19 protein-coding genes are annotated in these 14,860 nt (G+C 44.7%); 7 read left to right on the plus strand and 12 right to left on the minus strand.

The window, feature by feature from the left end:
- Window positions 1–56 precede the first annotated feature (56 nt).
- The 3 genes from JJU34_RS04125 to JJU34_RS04135 are packed head-to-tail and all read right to left on the minus strand — an operon-like array spanning window position 57 to window position 2,663.
- Window positions 57–203, minus strand: coding sequence for a hypothetical protein (locus JJU34_RS04125; RefSeq protein ID WP_228691057.1), 147 nt, complete (start codon window positions 201–203; stop codon window positions 57–59).
- A gap of 28 nt (window positions 204–231) precedes the next feature.
- On the minus strand, window positions 232–2,190 hold the full coding sequence (locus tag JJU34_RS04130) for a molybdopterin cofactor-binding domain-containing protein (RefSeq protein ID WP_228691058.1): 1,959 nt from the start codon (window positions 2,188–2,190) through the stop codon (window positions 232–234).
- A gap of 17 nt (window positions 2,191–2,207) precedes the next feature.
- Window positions 2,208–2,663: a (2Fe-2S)-binding protein gene (locus tag JJU34_RS04135; protein WP_228691059.1), complete on the minus strand. Its 456-nt coding sequence runs from the start codon at window positions 2,661–2,663 to the stop codon at window positions 2,208–2,210.
- Between the two features lie 644 nt (window positions 2,664–3,307).
- Between JJU34_RS04135 and JJU34_RS04140 the strand changes: the two genes are divergently transcribed.
- From JJU34_RS04140 to JJU34_RS04170, 7 genes are all read left to right on the plus strand, one after another.
- Window positions 3,308–4,222 (plus strand): hypothetical protein, encoded by a 915-nt coding sequence (locus tag JJU34_RS04140; protein ID WP_228691060.1) that lies wholly within the window; start codon window positions 3,308–3,310, stop codon window positions 4,220–4,222.
- Window positions 4,223–4,225: 3 nt separating this feature from the next.
- A complete protein-coding gene (locus JJU34_RS04145; protein ID WP_228691061.1) occupies window positions 4,226–4,789 on the plus strand; it encodes an isoprenylcysteine carboxylmethyltransferase family protein in 564 nt (187 codons plus the stop codon).
- Between the two features lie 98 nt (window positions 4,790–4,887).
- On the plus strand, window positions 4,888–5,736 hold the full coding sequence (locus JJU34_RS04150) for an SPFH domain-containing protein (protein WP_228691062.1): 849 nt from the start codon (window positions 4,888–4,890) through the stop codon (window positions 5,734–5,736).
- 4 nt (window positions 5,737–5,740) lie between these two features.
- Complete coding sequence (locus JJU34_RS04155) at window positions 5,741–6,235, plus strand: hypothetical protein (RefSeq protein ID WP_228691063.1); 495 nt, start codon at window positions 5,741–5,743, stop codon at window positions 6,233–6,235.
- On the plus strand, window positions 6,232–6,729 hold the full coding sequence (locus tag JJU34_RS04160) for a hypothetical protein (RefSeq protein ID WP_228691064.1): 498 nt from the start codon (window positions 6,232–6,234) through the stop codon (window positions 6,727–6,729). The genes JJU34_RS04155 and JJU34_RS04160 overlap by 4 nt, the downstream gene beginning before the upstream one ends.
- Entirely contained in the window at window positions 6,719–6,877 is a 159-nt protein-coding gene (locus tag JJU34_RS04165; protein WP_228691065.1) for an Arc family DNA-binding protein, read from the plus strand. The genes JJU34_RS04160 and JJU34_RS04165 overlap by 11 nt, the downstream gene beginning before the upstream one ends.
- A gap of 78 nt (window positions 6,878–6,955) precedes the next feature.
- Entirely contained in the window at window positions 6,956–7,780 is an 825-nt protein-coding gene (locus JJU34_RS04170) for a Cof-type HAD-IIB family hydrolase (protein WP_228691066.1), read from the plus strand.
- 45 nt (window positions 7,781–7,825) lie between these two features.
- On the opposite strand, the gene JJU34_RS04175 is transcribed toward JJU34_RS04170, so the two are convergent.
- The 9 genes from JJU34_RS04175 to JJU34_RS04215 all read right to left on the minus strand — a co-directional run bounded on the left by JJU34_RS04175 (window position 7,826) and on the right by JJU34_RS04215 (window position 14,013).
- Window positions 7,826–8,506, minus strand: a complete 681-nt coding sequence (locus JJU34_RS04175; RefSeq protein ID WP_228691067.1) for a DUF2461 domain-containing protein — start codon at window positions 8,504–8,506, stop codon at window positions 7,826–7,828.
- A gap of 32 nt (window positions 8,507–8,538) precedes the next feature.
- Window positions 8,539–8,781, minus strand: a complete 243-nt coding sequence (locus JJU34_RS04180) for a nucleotidyltransferase domain-containing protein (RefSeq protein ID WP_228691068.1) — start codon at window positions 8,779–8,781, stop codon at window positions 8,539–8,541.
- Between the two features lie 34 nt (window positions 8,782–8,815).
- Window positions 8,816–9,238: a hypothetical protein gene (locus JJU34_RS04185; RefSeq protein WP_228691069.1), complete on the minus strand. Its 423-nt coding sequence runs from the start codon at window positions 9,236–9,238 to the stop codon at window positions 8,816–8,818.
- Window positions 9,239–9,818: 580 nt separating this feature from the next.
- Window positions 9,819–10,124, minus strand: a complete 306-nt coding sequence (locus tag JJU34_RS04190) for a helix-turn-helix transcriptional regulator (RefSeq protein ID WP_228691070.1) — start codon at window positions 10,122–10,124, stop codon at window positions 9,819–9,821.
- Window positions 10,125–10,128: 4 nt separating this feature from the next.
- Entirely contained in the window at window positions 10,129–10,368 is a 240-nt protein-coding gene (locus JJU34_RS04195) for a type II toxin-antitoxin system RelE/ParE family toxin (RefSeq protein WP_228691071.1), read from the minus strand.
- Between the two features lie 583 nt (window positions 10,369–10,951).
- Window positions 10,952–11,290, minus strand: coding sequence for a HepT-like ribonuclease domain-containing protein (locus JJU34_RS04200; RefSeq protein WP_228691072.1), 339 nt, complete (start codon window positions 11,288–11,290; stop codon window positions 10,952–10,954).
- Window positions 11,274–11,582, minus strand: coding sequence for a nucleotidyltransferase domain-containing protein (locus JJU34_RS04205; RefSeq protein ID WP_228691073.1), 309 nt, complete (start codon window positions 11,580–11,582; stop codon window positions 11,274–11,276). The genes JJU34_RS04200 and JJU34_RS04205 overlap by 17 nt, the downstream gene beginning before the upstream one ends.
- A gap of 398 nt (window positions 11,583–11,980) precedes the next feature.
- The gene (locus tag JJU34_RS04210; RefSeq protein WP_228691074.1) at window positions 11,981–12,946 is read right to left on the minus strand and encodes an RNase H family protein; all 966 of its coding nucleotides are present in this window, start codon (window positions 12,944–12,946) and stop codon (window positions 11,981–11,983) included.
- A gap of 725 nt (window positions 12,947–13,671) precedes the next feature.
- Complete coding sequence (locus tag JJU34_RS04215) at window positions 13,672–14,013, minus strand: hypothetical protein (protein WP_228691075.1); 342 nt, start codon at window positions 14,011–14,013, stop codon at window positions 13,672–13,674.
- Window positions 14,014–14,860: the final 847 nt, after the last annotated feature.

Here is a 14,860-nt window from a genome sequence, read left to right on the forward strand (position 1 = left end):
TTCGACTGGAAAGCGCATTCACACCCCTACCAATACAACTACAAAAAAGATCGCAACTAAACAGGTATTCTCCCGCTAGGTATCATGGGAAGCCTGTTTAACCGCTGTCCGGTTGCGTCGTAGATGGCGTTACGGATAGCAGGCGCCACGCATACGATGGGAGCCTCGCCTGCACCAGCAGCGGGCAGATCTTTGCGGTCCATCAAGACTACTTCAATAGGTGGAATATCCTTAAACCGAGGAACACGGTAACTGGATAAAAACGGATTTAAAACCTCTCCGTCTTTGAAATCCACTGCTTCGAACAGTGCCCCCCCCCAGACCTTGCAGTACACAGCCAACTACCTGACTTTCCAAATGCCGGGGATTGACAATGGCGCCGCATTCAAAGGAGACTACCAGACGCGTTACTGTAACCTCACCGGTCCCGGCGTTGACTTCCACCTCCGCACAGGTGCCCACATATCCTCCTTTTACGGTACCGCAAGCGATGCCAAACCCAACACCCGGAGCTTTTGTTCTACCCCAACCAAACTTCTTTGCCGATGTCCGCAATGCGTCCAACAAGCGCTCATCCGACAGATGCCTTTCCCGGAAAATCAACGGATCCACCCCAGCCTCTACGGCAAGATCGTTAATGTGAGACTCGATGGCAAAAATATTGGCAGTTGATGCGAGTGCGCGATAGGACCCCTGACGTAGTGGTGTATCTGAGGGGATAAACTGATGATGTGTAGCAGAAATATCGTAGGGTGCTTCAATACCGGCACCACCGGAATTATAATTATAGAATTCCCATACTGACAGCTTGCCTTGATGATCTAACGCAGCACTTACCTCTATCACTCCCGCGGGTCGAACATAGGCCCACTTGAATTCTTCCTCCCGGGTCCATGTCACCTTTACAGGCTTTCCTATGGCTTTTGCCAGACGGGCAGCTTCAATCCCTGCCTCTCCGGTGTGCTTGCCACCGTATCCCGAACCAGTATCCGGCATCATCACCCGGATCTTTTCTTTGGGGATGTCAAAAGCCCGCTGAAGTTCCTCTTGCACTCCAAAAGGACGCTGAGTCCCTGTCCAAACGGTGAGCTCCTCCCCTTTCCATTCAGCCACTCCTGATCTCGGCTCTAGGGGAACGTGTGCGATATAATCGATTACATACGTATTCTCCAGCTTCTTTGAGGCCGCAGTCAGTACATTGGAAACGTTTTGTTCTGGACTTTTACCGTTGCGGGCAGAAGATTTCAGATGATCAAACAAGGCAGCCCGTGAAACCTGAGGAGTCCTGTCCCACTCTGCTTCTATCAAGGCGATCGCTAAGGAAGCAGTTTGTGAATCTGCCGCAGTAACTCCTACAAAATCACCGTCCCGTACTACTTTCACTCCGGGCAATGCCTCTGCCTTTGCCGTATTCAATGACTTAAGTTTGGCGCCATTGGCAGGGGCACGCAATACCTTGCCGTATTGCATAGACGGCAATACCATATCGGAGACGTAGCGATGCTTTCCGGTAATAAACATCGCACCGTCAACTTTCGGAATGGATTTGCCGGCAACTTTCCATTCTGTGGCCGGCACCAAGGAACCGGTTGGATCAATCGGTTTCAGCAGTCTCTTACCCTTTGATAAATCGGCGTAGCTCAGCCTTTTTCCATTGGTGGGGTGAAATACAATCCCCTTCTCCAACTGCAGCGACCCCTTAGCCACGGACCAATCATTCGCCGCCACTTCCTTCAACATCTCTCGGACGGACGCCGCTGCTTTTCGAAGTATAGGGGCCATCTGAGGCGTAGTCAAACTACCAAAAGTACCCCTATCGTAAGGGGTCAACTGAGTATCCCCCATAATCAGACGTATATCCTCCATGGAAACAAACAACTCCTCCGCTACAGCTTGGGCCAGGGAAGTCCGAATGTTTTGTCCGACCTCCACCTTTCCGGTAAAAACGGTGATTTTCCCCTCCTCATTCACGTGAATCCACGCCGCAATATTGTTTTCATCCACCGGGGAATCCAAAAAACCTATCGCTTGCGCAGACAACAAGTCAGATACCACTACAAAAGAGGCAATACCGAGTCCCATCCGCTTGAAAAAACGTCTCCTACTAAGAGGCGTCCGGTTAAATCCCTGTTCAAACAATTCGTATTGCTCTGGGTATAAATCGGTCGTTTGACCTGCTATTTGTTTCATCTTTTTCTAGATTTCGGTTACGCCAATTTCTTACTAGCCTGATATATCGCCTCGACTAGTTGAGGATAGGTGCAACAACGGCAAATATTACCATTCATCGCATCTACGATTTCCTCACGGGTAGGAGCAGGATTTCGCTCTAAAAAAGCGACCGCGGTGACAATCATGCCAGAGGCACAATACCCACATTGGAAGGGATCCACTTCCAGAAAAGCCTGCTGCACCGGGTGAAGCTTTCCTTCTTGCTCCAATCCCTCAATAGTTACCACACTTTTCCCCTGTGCCGATACGGCGGGCGTAATGCAGCTTGGAACGGGATTACCGTTTATCATTACCCTGCAGGCCCCGCAAACGGCCTCCCCACACCCGTATTTTGTGCCGGTAAGCTCTAATTGCTCTCTGATTACTTCCAGCAACATGGGATTTCCATCCACTTGTACGGTTCGCTCCTTGCCGTTTATATTGATTTTCATCTGTTTATAATTTGTTCTTTAACGGTCAGATGGAATCTCGCACGAATTACAATCGTTCCTCCGTGTGTCGCTTGCGTCGTGCTCGATTTCATGTGTCTATAATTGTTTTTTGGGGTACCCGCCTGATGGTTAAGAACCTTCTGACGGGTTTTCATCGGTCGATAATGAATGAGACAGAATACCTAAAGTACGTATTAATTAGCTTAATACCAAGCAAAAAGCGCTGGACGGTACAACCTCCGCTAGCCTATTCGGGCACTTCTACACCCAATCACCTTATCGTGATGCCGCCCGTTTTCGGAAAGTATACCTCCTTTTACCACAGCCAATACGCTACGTTTACCCTTTAAAATATGCATTTCATATAGTAAAATTTCTCTTTTAAAGAAGATAAGCAAAATTCTATCTCATTAAATTGATAATAAAAACTAAATTATTTATCTTGATATGGTTTATGCGTCACATACCTAACTAATCATTCAATGAAAAATTTACCGAAAGAATTAGCCATTAAACTTGAAAAGTTCGACCTATCAAAAGCAACTGCGCTTCATTTCCAGATGAAAAGCGGCTGTTGAAAAAGCATCGAATGGCAGGGATTTACCTGAATCCAACAGGTAAATCCCTTTTTCTTTTTTCATCCTATGGAAACCAAACAGCAATTACAGACACTTAGTCACGCAGTGATTTCACGTATTCAATCAATTGGTCTGCCAAAAACGCTACGAGATCATGTATTGGCTGAGGATGTGTTGCGAAATCACCGCGGATACCTCATTCCACTTTGTTATGCGCTTTCTCCCGCGTTTGGGAAATTGGAGCATGATGAACAGGTTACCATATGTACAGCCATATTTCTAGGTGCCATGGGTGTTTACGCATTAGACCCCGTACTTGATCTTCAAATTACAGGACATGGCGTTAAAAAGCCGATAAGCGACAGCTTCCTGCTAATTAGTGCCTCACAGCATCTGCTAAGCGAGGTGATTCCTCCAAAATCAAGGTTTTGGAAGAAATACCAAGAACGCCTAAAGGACCATTTCCTAGAAATTGAATTGAGCGAAGTCAGTGAATCAGACCAAAGAGAATGGAATCAAGCAGCCTACCACGAATTGCTCAAATTCAAGTACTCCCTATTTTACCTTCCCCTGGACATTCTTTTCCACCTTACCGGTGAAAGAGCCAAAACCAATTACTATTATCTCAGAGAGGCATTCTTCCAATTTACCATCGGTTTCAACATCCCCAATGAAATAGTTGGCTTTACATCCGACAGTTCTCTTGGCTTGAAAAACTACGCTTGGGTACGACTAGCCGAATACCTGGAGAAAGAAAAACTGGACAAACACCTATTCACCACCGAAGAACTGCATAAACTGATCTACCTTAGCGGCATCGCAACGGAGTTATATGATGAAGCCCTTCAAGCCTTTGAAGAATGCCTTTCCATAGTCAAACCCATGAAACTGCCTCTGTTTGAGAAAATCGTCAATGATCGAATTAAAGTCACCTTCAAAGAAAAGGAAGCTCTTAAAACCTACCTGCAAAACATTTCCTAAGCCATGGGTTTACTGGAGGCTCGCCTGTTGCTTTATGGAGTGATCTTTGTCCTCTACCACTTGACAGAATTTGGTCTTCACCGGTTTATACACGGTCGCTTCGAGTACCGTTCCCTGCTGTTTTCTATTCCCTACGTTTTGGCCCAACTCACCCTGATAGGTGAATACCTTCTCACCCAGCCCTACCTCTCCACACCAACCTGGACGTTTTATGTGGGAGGTTTCGGTATCTTGCTGGGTCTTGGCTTTCGATGGGTCGCGATGCTAACCGCACGTAAATCCTTTCATCACCTCGTCCAAACAAGACGAAGCCAGAACCACCACCTGGTGACTAAAGGGCCATACAAGCTAGTTCGACACCCCGCCTATTTGGGCTGGTATCTATACAGTCTGAGCGTTCCGCTATTTTTAGGGACACAGGTTTCCCTGTTCCTTTTTGCAGGTATTGGCTGGTATTTTTTCAAACAACGAATCGCCTACGAAGAAGAATGGTTGATTTCCTTTTTTGGAGATGCCTATCGCTCCTATAAAGCTCATACGCACTCGGGGATTCCATTTATCCCCTAATTGAATCGCACCTATTAGAAATTGCCAACAGAAAAAACTAACCTTTATTTCACATCATACGTATATCATTTTGATATCATTTTAACACTTTAAAAATCATGGAAAAAATCGTCACTCCCTCTTCCGGCTATACTATGTTGGGCAGCGCAGCCCTCCTTGCTACCGGTGCTGTGCTCTCTATTATGTACAAGATCCCCCCTACCGCTGTAGTATGTACGTTGGGCACTTTCTTTCTGATCCCCGGATTCTTTACCCTTCAGCCTAACAAAGCCGTCGTTTTGATCCTTTTTGGAGCCTACAAAGGCACCGTTAAAGACAACGGCTTTTTTTGGGTGAACCCCTTTATGCTCAAACAAAAGATATCCCTTCGGGTACGGAATTTTGAAAATAAACCCCTAAAAGTGAACGACAAAATCGGTAACCCGGTCATGGTAGGTACCATCGTGGTTTGGCAGGTGGAGAACACATTCCGTGCGACTTTTGACGTAGAAGATTATGAAAACTTTGTGCACCTGCAAACAGATGCCGCCGTGCGAAAAATGGCCGGAAAGTATCCTTACGATGATTTTGAGGCAGAAAATGCCGAAATCACCCTGCGATCCGGCGTAGAAGAGGTCAACCATTCCCTAGAAGAAGAGATCTCTGACCGACTGAAGCATGCGGGCATCAAGGTGATAGAAGCTCGAATTTCCCACCTGGCCTATTCCTCAGAAATTGCTTCGGCCATGCTTCAGCGGCAGCAGGCAACTGCAATCGTAGCAGCGCGGCGCAAAATCGTGGATGGCGCCGTCGGAATGGTGGAAATGGCGTTGGAGGATCTCAAGCTAAAGGGCATCATCGATTTTGAGGAGGATAAGAAAGCGGCCATGGTGAGTAATTTGATGGTGGTGCTTTGTTCAGATCGATCGGCCAGTCCCGTGTTGAATGTTGGAACGCTAAATAACTAGCGCCATGGTTGTAAACGAGCGCCAGGACTTTCGGGGCAGCATACTCATGTGGGGCATTATCATGCTGGAAGCACCCACTTTGATCCTGTTAACTACGCTCTATTTCACCGGACACCTGGGCGATGAAGGGTGGAAAGTCCTGCTCGTGGTATTTGGAATCATGGCAGCCACCTTTTTCTTTGTATTAAGTATCTCGGTGGAGCTTCGGGCAGATGAAACAGGCATTTCCTATCGAAACCCACCTTTCTTCTATACTTGGAAGAAAATACCTAAAACAGATATACGCTACGCAGACGTTAAAAAATCGGGTGGGATGATGGACTATGGGGGTATGGGAGTCCGGGTTAGCAAAAAAAGAACGGCATATATTTTCTTTAGCGACCATGTATTGGAAATCCAGAGATGGAGCAACCCGAAAACGCTAATTTTCAGCACGCACCGACATCGGGAGTTACAGCAGTTAATCGAAGTTTGGCAAGTAGAGCAGGATAAATCATGAGCAAAACACTATTCAAGGAGACGCAAAAATTCAAAGATCTATGGATCTGGCTAACCATCTTTCTTACCGCAGTGCTGGCGTTATGGATCTTGGCACAGGCCGCGCTGCAGGAGGATATGACCGACTGGAAGGGAGCTATAATTGCGGTCATCGTATTGATATCCGTGGCTGTGCTACTGTTTATAATGGAGTTGGATGTGAAGATAGACGAACGACACCTAAGGTTTCGCTTCTTCCCTTTGCTTGCCGAAAGAACCTATCCCCTAGAAGACATCGAGAGCCTTTCATTGATCCGATACAATTCCCTGCTTAAGTTCGGGGGTTGGGGGATCCGAACAAATTTCCGGTATTGGGTATACAATACCGGTGGCAACCATGGAATAATGGTAAAAACCAAAAAGAAACAATTCTTGTTGGGCACCCAACAACCCGAAGCAGCTGCGAGGGCTGTCAACTGGTTTAACCAACAAAAACTTCAGCGAAATGCCGAATAAGAAACCCTTTGCTTTACGGATCGACGAGCGAATGATGAAGGCCGTGGAAAAATGGGCCGCGGACGAGTTTCGCAGCACCAATGGCCAACTGGAATGGATTATCCATGAAGCACTCAAAAAAGCTGGCCGGCTCCCCAAAGGGGATTAACTCCCTTTTTTAGTTACCGAGGTTTGGTAAACCGTACCACCTTCGGTAGTTTTGTTCACTCACTCAACACCCTACTCCATGAAGATCCGGGCTATTTGTACCGATATAGACGGGACATTATTAGATAAAAACCGACAAATTTCAGCCAGAACCAAAGCGGCCTTTGCCCGTTTACCGAAGGATTTCCCAGTGATCTTGGCCTCCTCCCGTATGCCTTCGGCCATGACGCACTTGCTCGAGGAATTGGGCCGGCCCGACCAGCCATTGATATGCTATAACGGAGGATACCTTTTGGCACCAAACATTCAGACCAAGCAGCCACATCCGATTGAATCTACCGCGATATCCTTGGCCCATTGCGCCGAAATTTTGAAGCTAGCGAAAGACACATCCATCCATGTGAGCTTCTACGCCGAAGACCTTTGGTATGCACCAAGAATCGATGCTTGGACAGAAAAGGAAGAAACCGTCACCAAGGTAAAATCCGTCCTCAAGCCCGGAGAGGAAGTACTTGATTATTGGAAAACGTCCAATACCGGCGCCCATAAAGTGATGTGTATGGGTGATTCCGCCGAAATCCAGTATCTATACGACCGGCTTGAAAGTCTATTGGGCAACGAATTACACCTATACCGTTCAAAGGATACGTACATCGAAATTGCCCCCAAACAGGTGTCCAAGGCATCGGCATTGGAAACTCTCTTGCGATCCCATTATTCGTTTGGAATGGAGGAGGTGATGGCCTTCGGAGATAACTACAACGATGTGGACCTGATCGCACGGACGGGATTTGGCGTTGCGGTAGCCAACGCACGCGATGAAGTAAAGGCGGTGGCCAAGCATGTTACCGCCACTAACAAAGCGGATGGGGTAGCCATTGCGATCGAATCATTTTTACTGTAAGGTTCGTTGGTTCTACCAAAACCTGCGCCCCGAGCCTGTTTTTCATCAAATCAACCCACTCCCGTCCTCTACATCTTCCAATGCCCGGGACAGAAAATCATTCAATGGCTTTGCCCGTTCAAAAGCCTGCAACGCAAGCATCTTGTACACGCCATTGCTTACTTGTTCATCCGTGAGTGGCTTAGAAAGTATAAAGCTCTTGTGCCTCAGGTAGTCAATGTAAGGGTGATCGGCAGGATAATCTCTGGGACTGGTTTTTAATCGATCACCCTCAAGGCCGTTAAAATACCCTTTTATCGTAGGTTGCCTCAGGAACTGATCCAGCTCTGCGCCGGAATAGTCGATTTCCTGCCGGATCCGCTTTAACACATCCGCCGGAGGCATCCAAACTCCACAGGCCAAAAAACTGCCCCCCGGCTCCACGTGCAGGTAATAGCCGGGACCGGTACTTTTTTTACCACCCACCGCGAAATACGCAGCCATGTTGGTCTTATACGGTCGCTTGTCTGCCGAAAACCGGATATCTCGATTTTGCCGAAACACGCAATCCTTCGGTTTGAGGGGTTCCAGCATCGGCTCGAAGGATACCAATCCGTGCAAAAGCTCCGCTACCTCAGAAAGAAGGAATTCCCTCGCCTGTAGGTATCGTCTCCTATGGGCATCCATCCATTCTTTGTGGTTATTTTCGGCAAGATCTTGTAAAAAGGGAATCAAGGGATTTTCCATATAGGGTCGGATAACTAGGGTTTTCTTTATCACTACAAAATGATCTGAGCAAATTTAGAAAACTTTTCATCTTTAGAAATGACGGTCATCCTTTCAAATTTAGCTTGTGCGATGATAATTCTATCAAATTCAACTAGAATATCTAGATCACTCCCGTCCGTCAGTTGATTTCTGGCATAGGAACCAAAAATAGCTAGGTTTTTCAAGCCATATTTACGGCTGAGTCTTAGCTTGTGAGCAATAAGCGTATCCTTTACGGTTTTTAAATGCAACATATTCAAATGTATGAAATGTTTGATTTTGATGCAATCAACCTTTGCTGCCTAATCGGGTCAGGCAGAGGAATCTACTCACCATCTTTAGGATTTTTAGCACAGCGTCCGTGATTTTCAATTTACCCTCAGCTTCACCCTGCACTCCCAAAAACCGGAACAGGCTGTGCGTGAGATACTCACCTGCTTTCCTCGCCGGGACAGCCATTTCCATTTCGGTTATTAAAATTGACCCGATACCTTTTTTTGTCCATGCTCTTGATGGTTGTCGATGGTTTGATGTGACCTTATTTCCTTGATCGTTAAATTGTATCTTGGAGAAAAACCACATGCTTAATTTATTTTCCGCCTTGCAGATTTTGGCGTGAAGAAATCCGGGCAGTGCGGTGACAAAGGCAGAGGCATGTCTGACGAGGTTTTTGGGCTGTAAATTATTTTTTGAAGTACTTGTACTTTCCAAAAACCGAGGAGTTTGCCTATGCGCGGGCTGAGCCAGGATTTTAGCCAAAAGATGCACAGCTGCGGGGTTTTTTGGTTACTTTTTTGACCTGTGGCAAAAAAGTAACAAGAGTTCAATATCCTTAAAGTTGGCCATCTGAAGGCAAACGGCCTCTACACCGGTTCATTGCGATAATACCTGAAAAGCTAACCTTTTGCCTTCATTTTACTGACGGGGTTTTCATGCTTGGACACGACCCAAAATAGCAACAACGATGACTGGGACACCCAAATTTATCAAAAATACGCCTTGGGAGTGTCTAAATACACTATCGCAAATCTACCGAGGAAAACAGGAAAAAACCGATTATGTTGAGTTAGGGCTTCTAAATATGAGCAAAAATTGGGTCAGGCAAGGGAATCTACTCACCGTTTTTAGGATCCTTAGTGGTGTCCGTGATTTTCAATCCGCCTATATACACCTCAACTAAGCAACCCGCTAGGCTTCTGTTCCGCCGCGGCGGACGGGCATCACAGGCTAAGCCAGAAATTTCGCCGCGCTCCACTTCGGTTTAGCCTTGTATGTTTGGGTGCATATTCCCTCATTCTATCGTAAAGGATACTTTTTTGCCCAACCCGATTTCAAGAATCCTATACAATGTAGATAGCTGAATATCACTTTTCCCATTTTCAATCCTTGAAATGAAGCTCTTTTTTGTCCCGGTTTTCAGCGCAAGTTGTTCCTGGGTCATGTTCGAAAGTCTTCTTTCTTCCTTTATAAGCTCCCCAATGGCAAAAGCCTTCGCCTTTGCCTCAAATGCTATTCTTTGATCGGTTCCCGGTGCCCCATATCTTTTTTCTAAGTGTTCTTCAAAGGTTGTCACATGCTTTTTATCCAAATTTTCCATCTTATCAGAGGTTTTGCTTTTCTTTAAAGTAGTCAGCGTTTAGTCTCAATGCTTTTTCTATTTCCTTTCTTGGTGCCTTTTGGCTCTTTTTCTGAAAGCCATTGAAGAGAATCACCAAATTACCGTCATCAAAGCAGCAAAAAATTCGGTAAATGTCGCTGCTGAACTCCACCCTGATTTCGTAAAGACCATCGGTACCCTTCATATGTTGAAAAAATTTTAAGGGGATTCTTTCCAAGACCATCACCAAATACAGTACTTGGTCTATTTAATCCTGGACCTTCACCGGCAGATTCTCGAAGAATTCAGAGAAATAATTCTTGTAAAAAATCAGGGTTCTCTTCCTATCTATCCCGTAAAGTTAACGAATAATGGTACAAAAATCTTGAGGATCGTTCATTTTTTTGGTATTTGGATCTTTAAATGCACCCCAATCTGGTCAGGCCCGGAAACCTACTCACCATTTATCGGATTTTGCGGCGTTCGCAATTTTCAATTCACCCTCAACTTCCCACGGAACTCCCGAAAATAGGGACAGGCTGTGCGTGAAACGCTCACCTAACATCGATGTATCTAAGGCTCATCATGCTTATGCCGATCGGCAGTCAGGTTAAAAAATTGCCCGGCACTAAGATGTACTTAAGGTCGAACCAATTTTCCAGTTTCAAATACTCCCGGAGAGGTTCCGTGCTGAACATTCAATCCGGAGTTATTCAAAGTTCCCGCAGATGCCGCAGATTTGCTTCCGACCCACCTGCGTAATCAGCTGGGAAATAATTCAGCTGCGCTCAACTTCAGTTTAGCCCTACAATGTTACGGCCAGTAATTTAGATCTCATTTAGTAAACCGTCAATTTGAATTTTTAAGGCTGGTAGTTCTCTTGTAATAATTGTCCAGATAACTTCATCTGAAATATTATCATAACCGTGTATGATTCTGTTTCTTGTACCAATGATATTTTTGGCGTCTTTTAATGGGAATTTTTGATCCATTTTTAGGATTCTATTTACAGCCTCACCTATGATTTCCAAATTTCTTTCGACCGCCTTTTTTGTCTTTATGTCTTTGCGATATGAGAAAAAATCCCGATTCTCTCCTAAGAATTCATATATCTCGTCGATTGAGTCTTGGATGTCAAGAAGCCACGCTTTAATCTTGATGTCCATATATCAAAACTTTACTTTTCTCAAGTTCTTGACGAAAAAAACGATTTCTTATGGCTCTTTCTTCTAATAGGTCAACTTGTCTTTTTAACAAATCTTCAAGCTTTTCCTTAAGATTGAAATATAGATCAGTGTATCTGAATGGGTCGTTCTCCTCAAAGTCAACGATCAGATCCACATCTGAGTTTTCATTGAAGTCGTCTCTTGTCACGGAACCAAAGGCAAACAGTGTCTTAACCTTGTTGTTTTTACAGAGCTCCTTGATTTGATTTATTGTTCGTCCTTCAATTTTCATATTCAAAATTAGTTAAAAATCCGAATTTTCGTCAAACCACTATTCATAATCGGGTCAGGCAAGGGAACATTACCCTTACCTTCCCACGGATCCGGACATGAAAGTCTCACTTCATCCGACTCTTCACGTCTAAAAAGCGCGCGGTACTAAATATACCTAAGGTTGAAGTGATTTCCAATGTTCAACTACTCCCAGAGAGGTCCCGTGCTGAACATGCAATCTGTAACCATCCAAAGCTCCCACAGATTTTCGCGGATACGATTTCTGCGGCCATCTGCGTAATCAGCTGGAAAATAAATTCCACCACGCGTTACTTCGGTTTAGTCCTGATATGTTAGCGGCTCGGACTTCCTCGTCCACGAAGGTTTGAAGTCTTGTGTTTGTCGTTATGTTCCTGTTTACTTTCGTCCATAGTCCGCTGGAATCTGTCCCCAAGCACCAGTGTTCCATTTTAAAATTTTGGTGTCGTAGTGATTGTTTTGAAGCCAAGTCTCTGCTCGTTGTTTGAGTTCAAAAACTTTCTCATTTGTGTCTGTTTTTCTATATTTGGTTTTACATTTTTTCTGTTTAACCCAAGAAATAGCGTTAAAACTGTCGCTGTAAATAATTTTAAGTTCTTCACCCTTTTTCTTATAAAGAGCAAGTGCGTGAACAATGGCTAAAAACTCGCCAATATTGTTTGTCGCTTCTTCCAGTTTAAGTTCAAATATTATCTTCTTTGTCTTGGTGTCAACACCACGGTACTCGGTTGGTCCAGGATTTGAAATTGTTGAAGCGTCAACGCAAATACTGTCAAGAATCGGCTCGTCATCAGTAATTTCTAAATTAACATCTTGGCTTGAATCGTTCCCAGTAGCAACAAAAAGGTCTGTCAATGTGTTCTTAATTGTCTTTAAGTCATTCGGTAGATTTTTCTTGCCAGACATTACTTTGCCTAATTGCTCTGCTTGTTGGAAGTCCTTAGAAAACTTGACATCTCTTGAATGCTGAAACGAAATTGAATGTGAGTTTGCTGTAAGTACTTTGTCCAACTCAAGCCAAAGGTCAACATGCTTTCTCTTTTTAAACCCTTTCTTTTTCCATTTCTCTAACCAGCCTTTGGTCAAGGTGTCAATTACATAACCATTGGTCAAGTAAACAATAATGTTACTTGCCCCCCTTACTCTTTTGAGCCCTTCAGTTATTCCAACGATGTCCATTCGTGCATTTGTCGTGTTGGAGAAGCCGCCCGAAATTTCTTCTGTCCGTTTTCCGTTAGTGCATATCACAACTCCATAACCACCATTACCAACAACCTCATCGCTGTCAAGTCGCTCGGAAAAGTGGCATGAGCCATAAACAAATATTTTCACTTCATCTTTCATTCGTCGTTGCTGTTTTTATTACTGTCCGCCGGGTTACGCGTCATAGCATGGCAGCTAACGTTTCGGCGCATGGAGCAGCGGCGAATTTCGGATTTGTGCTGCCCTTTGGCGTCAGTAGTACACTTCATTAAAATACCACAGAAGCTGATGCGAGGCAAAACTTACCGGCAAGGCAGGTGTTCAATTAACCACATGTTGTGCTGAGATTGCCGAAGTATCACCTGCAGTTGAGCCAAACGCCTGTTAAACAAAATCTTCGCTAGCGTCGCCTTTCCGATTCCTTCCCTAAGATATTGAAATTTTCGAATAAAAAGGTATACACAGACCTCACTGTCATGGCTTTTAAGAAGAAAATATTCACGACCACCGTGCAGTAGGAATAGGTCATCGTGGCGGGATTCGGAGAGGCTTTATCACGGTTTGAAGAACCTCAAAAACAAACGGAAGATCAGCCAACAAAAAGATCCGGAAAGGCGCTGGAAAATTGCAAACCATCAAATAATCACATCGGACTCACAAGAAAGGATCAAAGGAGGACTGAGCATTAAGAATAATCTTATAGGAACTTCTTAGCGAGGGGCTTAGCTGTGGGAAGGAGGAGACCCGTACTTCCTGTCCCGAGTATCGGGATCTAGTGGTGTGGGCTTATATTCCGATAGGGAGGATCTTCAACCTGAGCTATTTAGCTCAGGTCGGGCTACCTCATTAGCAGCAGTAGTTTTTCGCTAAATTCCAACATCAAATCCATTCTCTTCTTTGTCAGTAATTAAGGAATGTCCTGTTTTAGGGTAGTCTTTTATTCTCACACTAATGATACTATTATCCCAATTAGGAATTATTTCATAAGTTATTCGATGATCTTCATTGTCATTATTTACAGTTAGTTCAATTGGTTCATTTATTTCTTCAAAAAGGCTGGGATCTGTCAAGTTACTAATTAGACCGCCCGAAATGTTAAAACGTTCTTCGTCTATTTCTCTAGTATGTCTCCAAAGAATTGAAGCGTATTTGTTTTTAGAAGTGTTCTTGATATTGAGAGAGACATTATGATCACCGTATTTTTTCATAATACTATTTTTATTAACTGACTAATGCTGCTAACCTGAAAGCATTGGCGATGTGGCCCGATTCATGGCTTCGTCCACCTGGCTACCAATGCCCGATAAAGGTAGAATGGTTAAATTCTGCTGCCAAATAGCGTAACTTCTGCCGGAACTGAAGCCAATTTGCAAATCGTTTGGCCAATGCCTTAACGTCCTGCCGGCCATAATGCCAATGCAATGTGAGTGCCCAGCATGGGCATCTGGTATCGAAGATACCATAATATTCCAGAGGCTGCAATACCTGTCCCGATCTCTCGGGATCCCTCATCCCAAGAGCGACAGGGCCTTAGCAGGGTAACGCCCTAAAGCGTTAGCCCCACTAATGCGGGATTTCCACTTTGTTCCAACAAGTCGCATAGTCTGCCTTGTATTTCACCGGGGTGGTTTCCCTTGCGAGAGACAAACGTTTTATAATAAACCCTATAGGTTATTTTAACGATAGTCTGTCCTGATAGCGGAGTGTATCGGGAGGCCAGGATGCAGGAAAGAAACATAATCCACACTGCCTGTGGTGTGAGAGCCTCAACCTGAGCTATTTAGCTCAGGTCGGGCTACTCATTGGGTTTAGTTTTTGTTTTCTTTAAGTTTTAGTGTTCCCTAATTTTTTATCCGGCAATATCCGGCAAGTTCGTATTGTCTTAATATCGCGTAAATAGGCTGATTTAGCTGTTTCAACTTAGCTATCCGGCAAAGTCCGGCAAAACTCCTAACAAACCAATTTAATCCATTAACTGGCATTATCCGGCAAAAGAACATTCTTGCTTAATATCTTAAATGGCTGTATATCTGGGTGTAATTATTCATCCGCTAC

This window comes from Lunatimonas sp., from assembly GCF_020832325.1.
Lineage (GTDB): Bacteria > Bacteroidota > Bacteroidia > Cytophagales > Cyclobacteriaceae > Lunatimonas.

What these genes read in the sequence shown, in the direction of transcription:
- JJU34_RS04125 (WP_228691057.1), bottom strand. Translation starts at nt 203, where the DNA reads ATGGACCGCAAAGATCTGCCCGCTGCTGGTGCAGGCGAGGCTCCCATC.
- JJU34_RS04130 (WP_228691058.1), bottom strand. Translation starts at nt 2,190, where the DNA reads ATGAAACAAATAGCAGGTCAAACGACCGATTTATACCCAGAGCAATAC.
- JJU34_RS04135 (WP_228691059.1), bottom strand. Translation starts at nt 2,663, where the DNA reads ATGAAAATCAATATAAACGGCAAGGAGCGAACCGTACAAGTGGATGGA.
- JJU34_RS04140 (WP_228691060.1), top strand. Translation starts at nt 3,308, where the DNA reads ATGGAAACCAAACAGCAATTACAGACACTTAGTCACGCAGTGATTTCA.
- JJU34_RS04145 (WP_228691061.1), top strand. Translation starts at nt 4,226, where the DNA reads ATGGGTTTACTGGAGGCTCGCCTGTTGCTTTATGGAGTGATCTTTGTC.
- JJU34_RS04150 (WP_228691062.1), top strand. Translation starts at nt 4,888, where the DNA reads ATGGAAAAAATCGTCACTCCCTCTTCCGGCTATACTATGTTGGGCAGC.
- JJU34_RS04155 (WP_228691063.1), top strand. Translation starts at nt 5,741, where the DNA reads ATGGTTGTAAACGAGCGCCAGGACTTTCGGGGCAGCATACTCATGTGG.
- JJU34_RS04160 (WP_228691064.1), top strand. Translation starts at nt 6,232, where the DNA reads ATGAGCAAAACACTATTCAAGGAGACGCAAAAATTCAAAGATCTATGG.
- JJU34_RS04165 (WP_228691065.1), top strand. Translation starts at nt 6,719, where the DNA reads ATGCCGAATAAGAAACCCTTTGCTTTACGGATCGACGAGCGAATGATG.
- JJU34_RS04170 (WP_228691066.1), top strand. Translation starts at nt 6,956, where the DNA reads ATGAAGATCCGGGCTATTTGTACCGATATAGACGGGACATTATTAGAT.
- JJU34_RS04175 (WP_228691067.1), bottom strand. Translation starts at nt 8,506, where the DNA reads ATGGAAAATCCCTTGATTCCCTTTTTACAAGATCTTGCCGAAAATAAC.
- JJU34_RS04180 (WP_228691068.1), bottom strand. Translation starts at nt 8,781, where the DNA reads ATGTTGCATTTAAAAACCGTAAAGGATACGCTTATTGCTCACAAGCTA.
- JJU34_RS04190 (WP_228691070.1), bottom strand. Translation starts at nt 10,124, where the DNA reads ATGGAAAATTTGGATAAAAAGCATGTGACAACCTTTGAAGAACACTTA.
- JJU34_RS04195 (WP_228691071.1), bottom strand. Translation starts at nt 10,368, where the DNA reads ATGGTCTTGGAAAGAATCCCCTTAAAATTTTTTCAACATATGAAGGGT.
- JJU34_RS04200 (WP_228691072.1), bottom strand. Translation starts at nt 11,290, where the DNA reads ATGGACATCAAGATTAAAGCGTGGCTTCTTGACATCCAAGACTCAATC.
- JJU34_RS04205 (WP_228691073.1), bottom strand. Translation starts at nt 11,582, where the DNA reads ATGAAAATTGAAGGACGAACAATAAATCAAATCAAGGAGCTCTGTAAA.
- JJU34_RS04210 (WP_228691074.1), bottom strand. Translation starts at nt 12,946, where the DNA reads ATGAAAGATGAAGTGAAAATATTTGTTTATGGCTCATGCCACTTTTCC.
- JJU34_RS04215 (WP_228691075.1), bottom strand. Translation starts at nt 14,013, where the DNA reads ATGAAAAAATACGGTGATCATAATGTCTCTCTCAATATCAAGAACACT.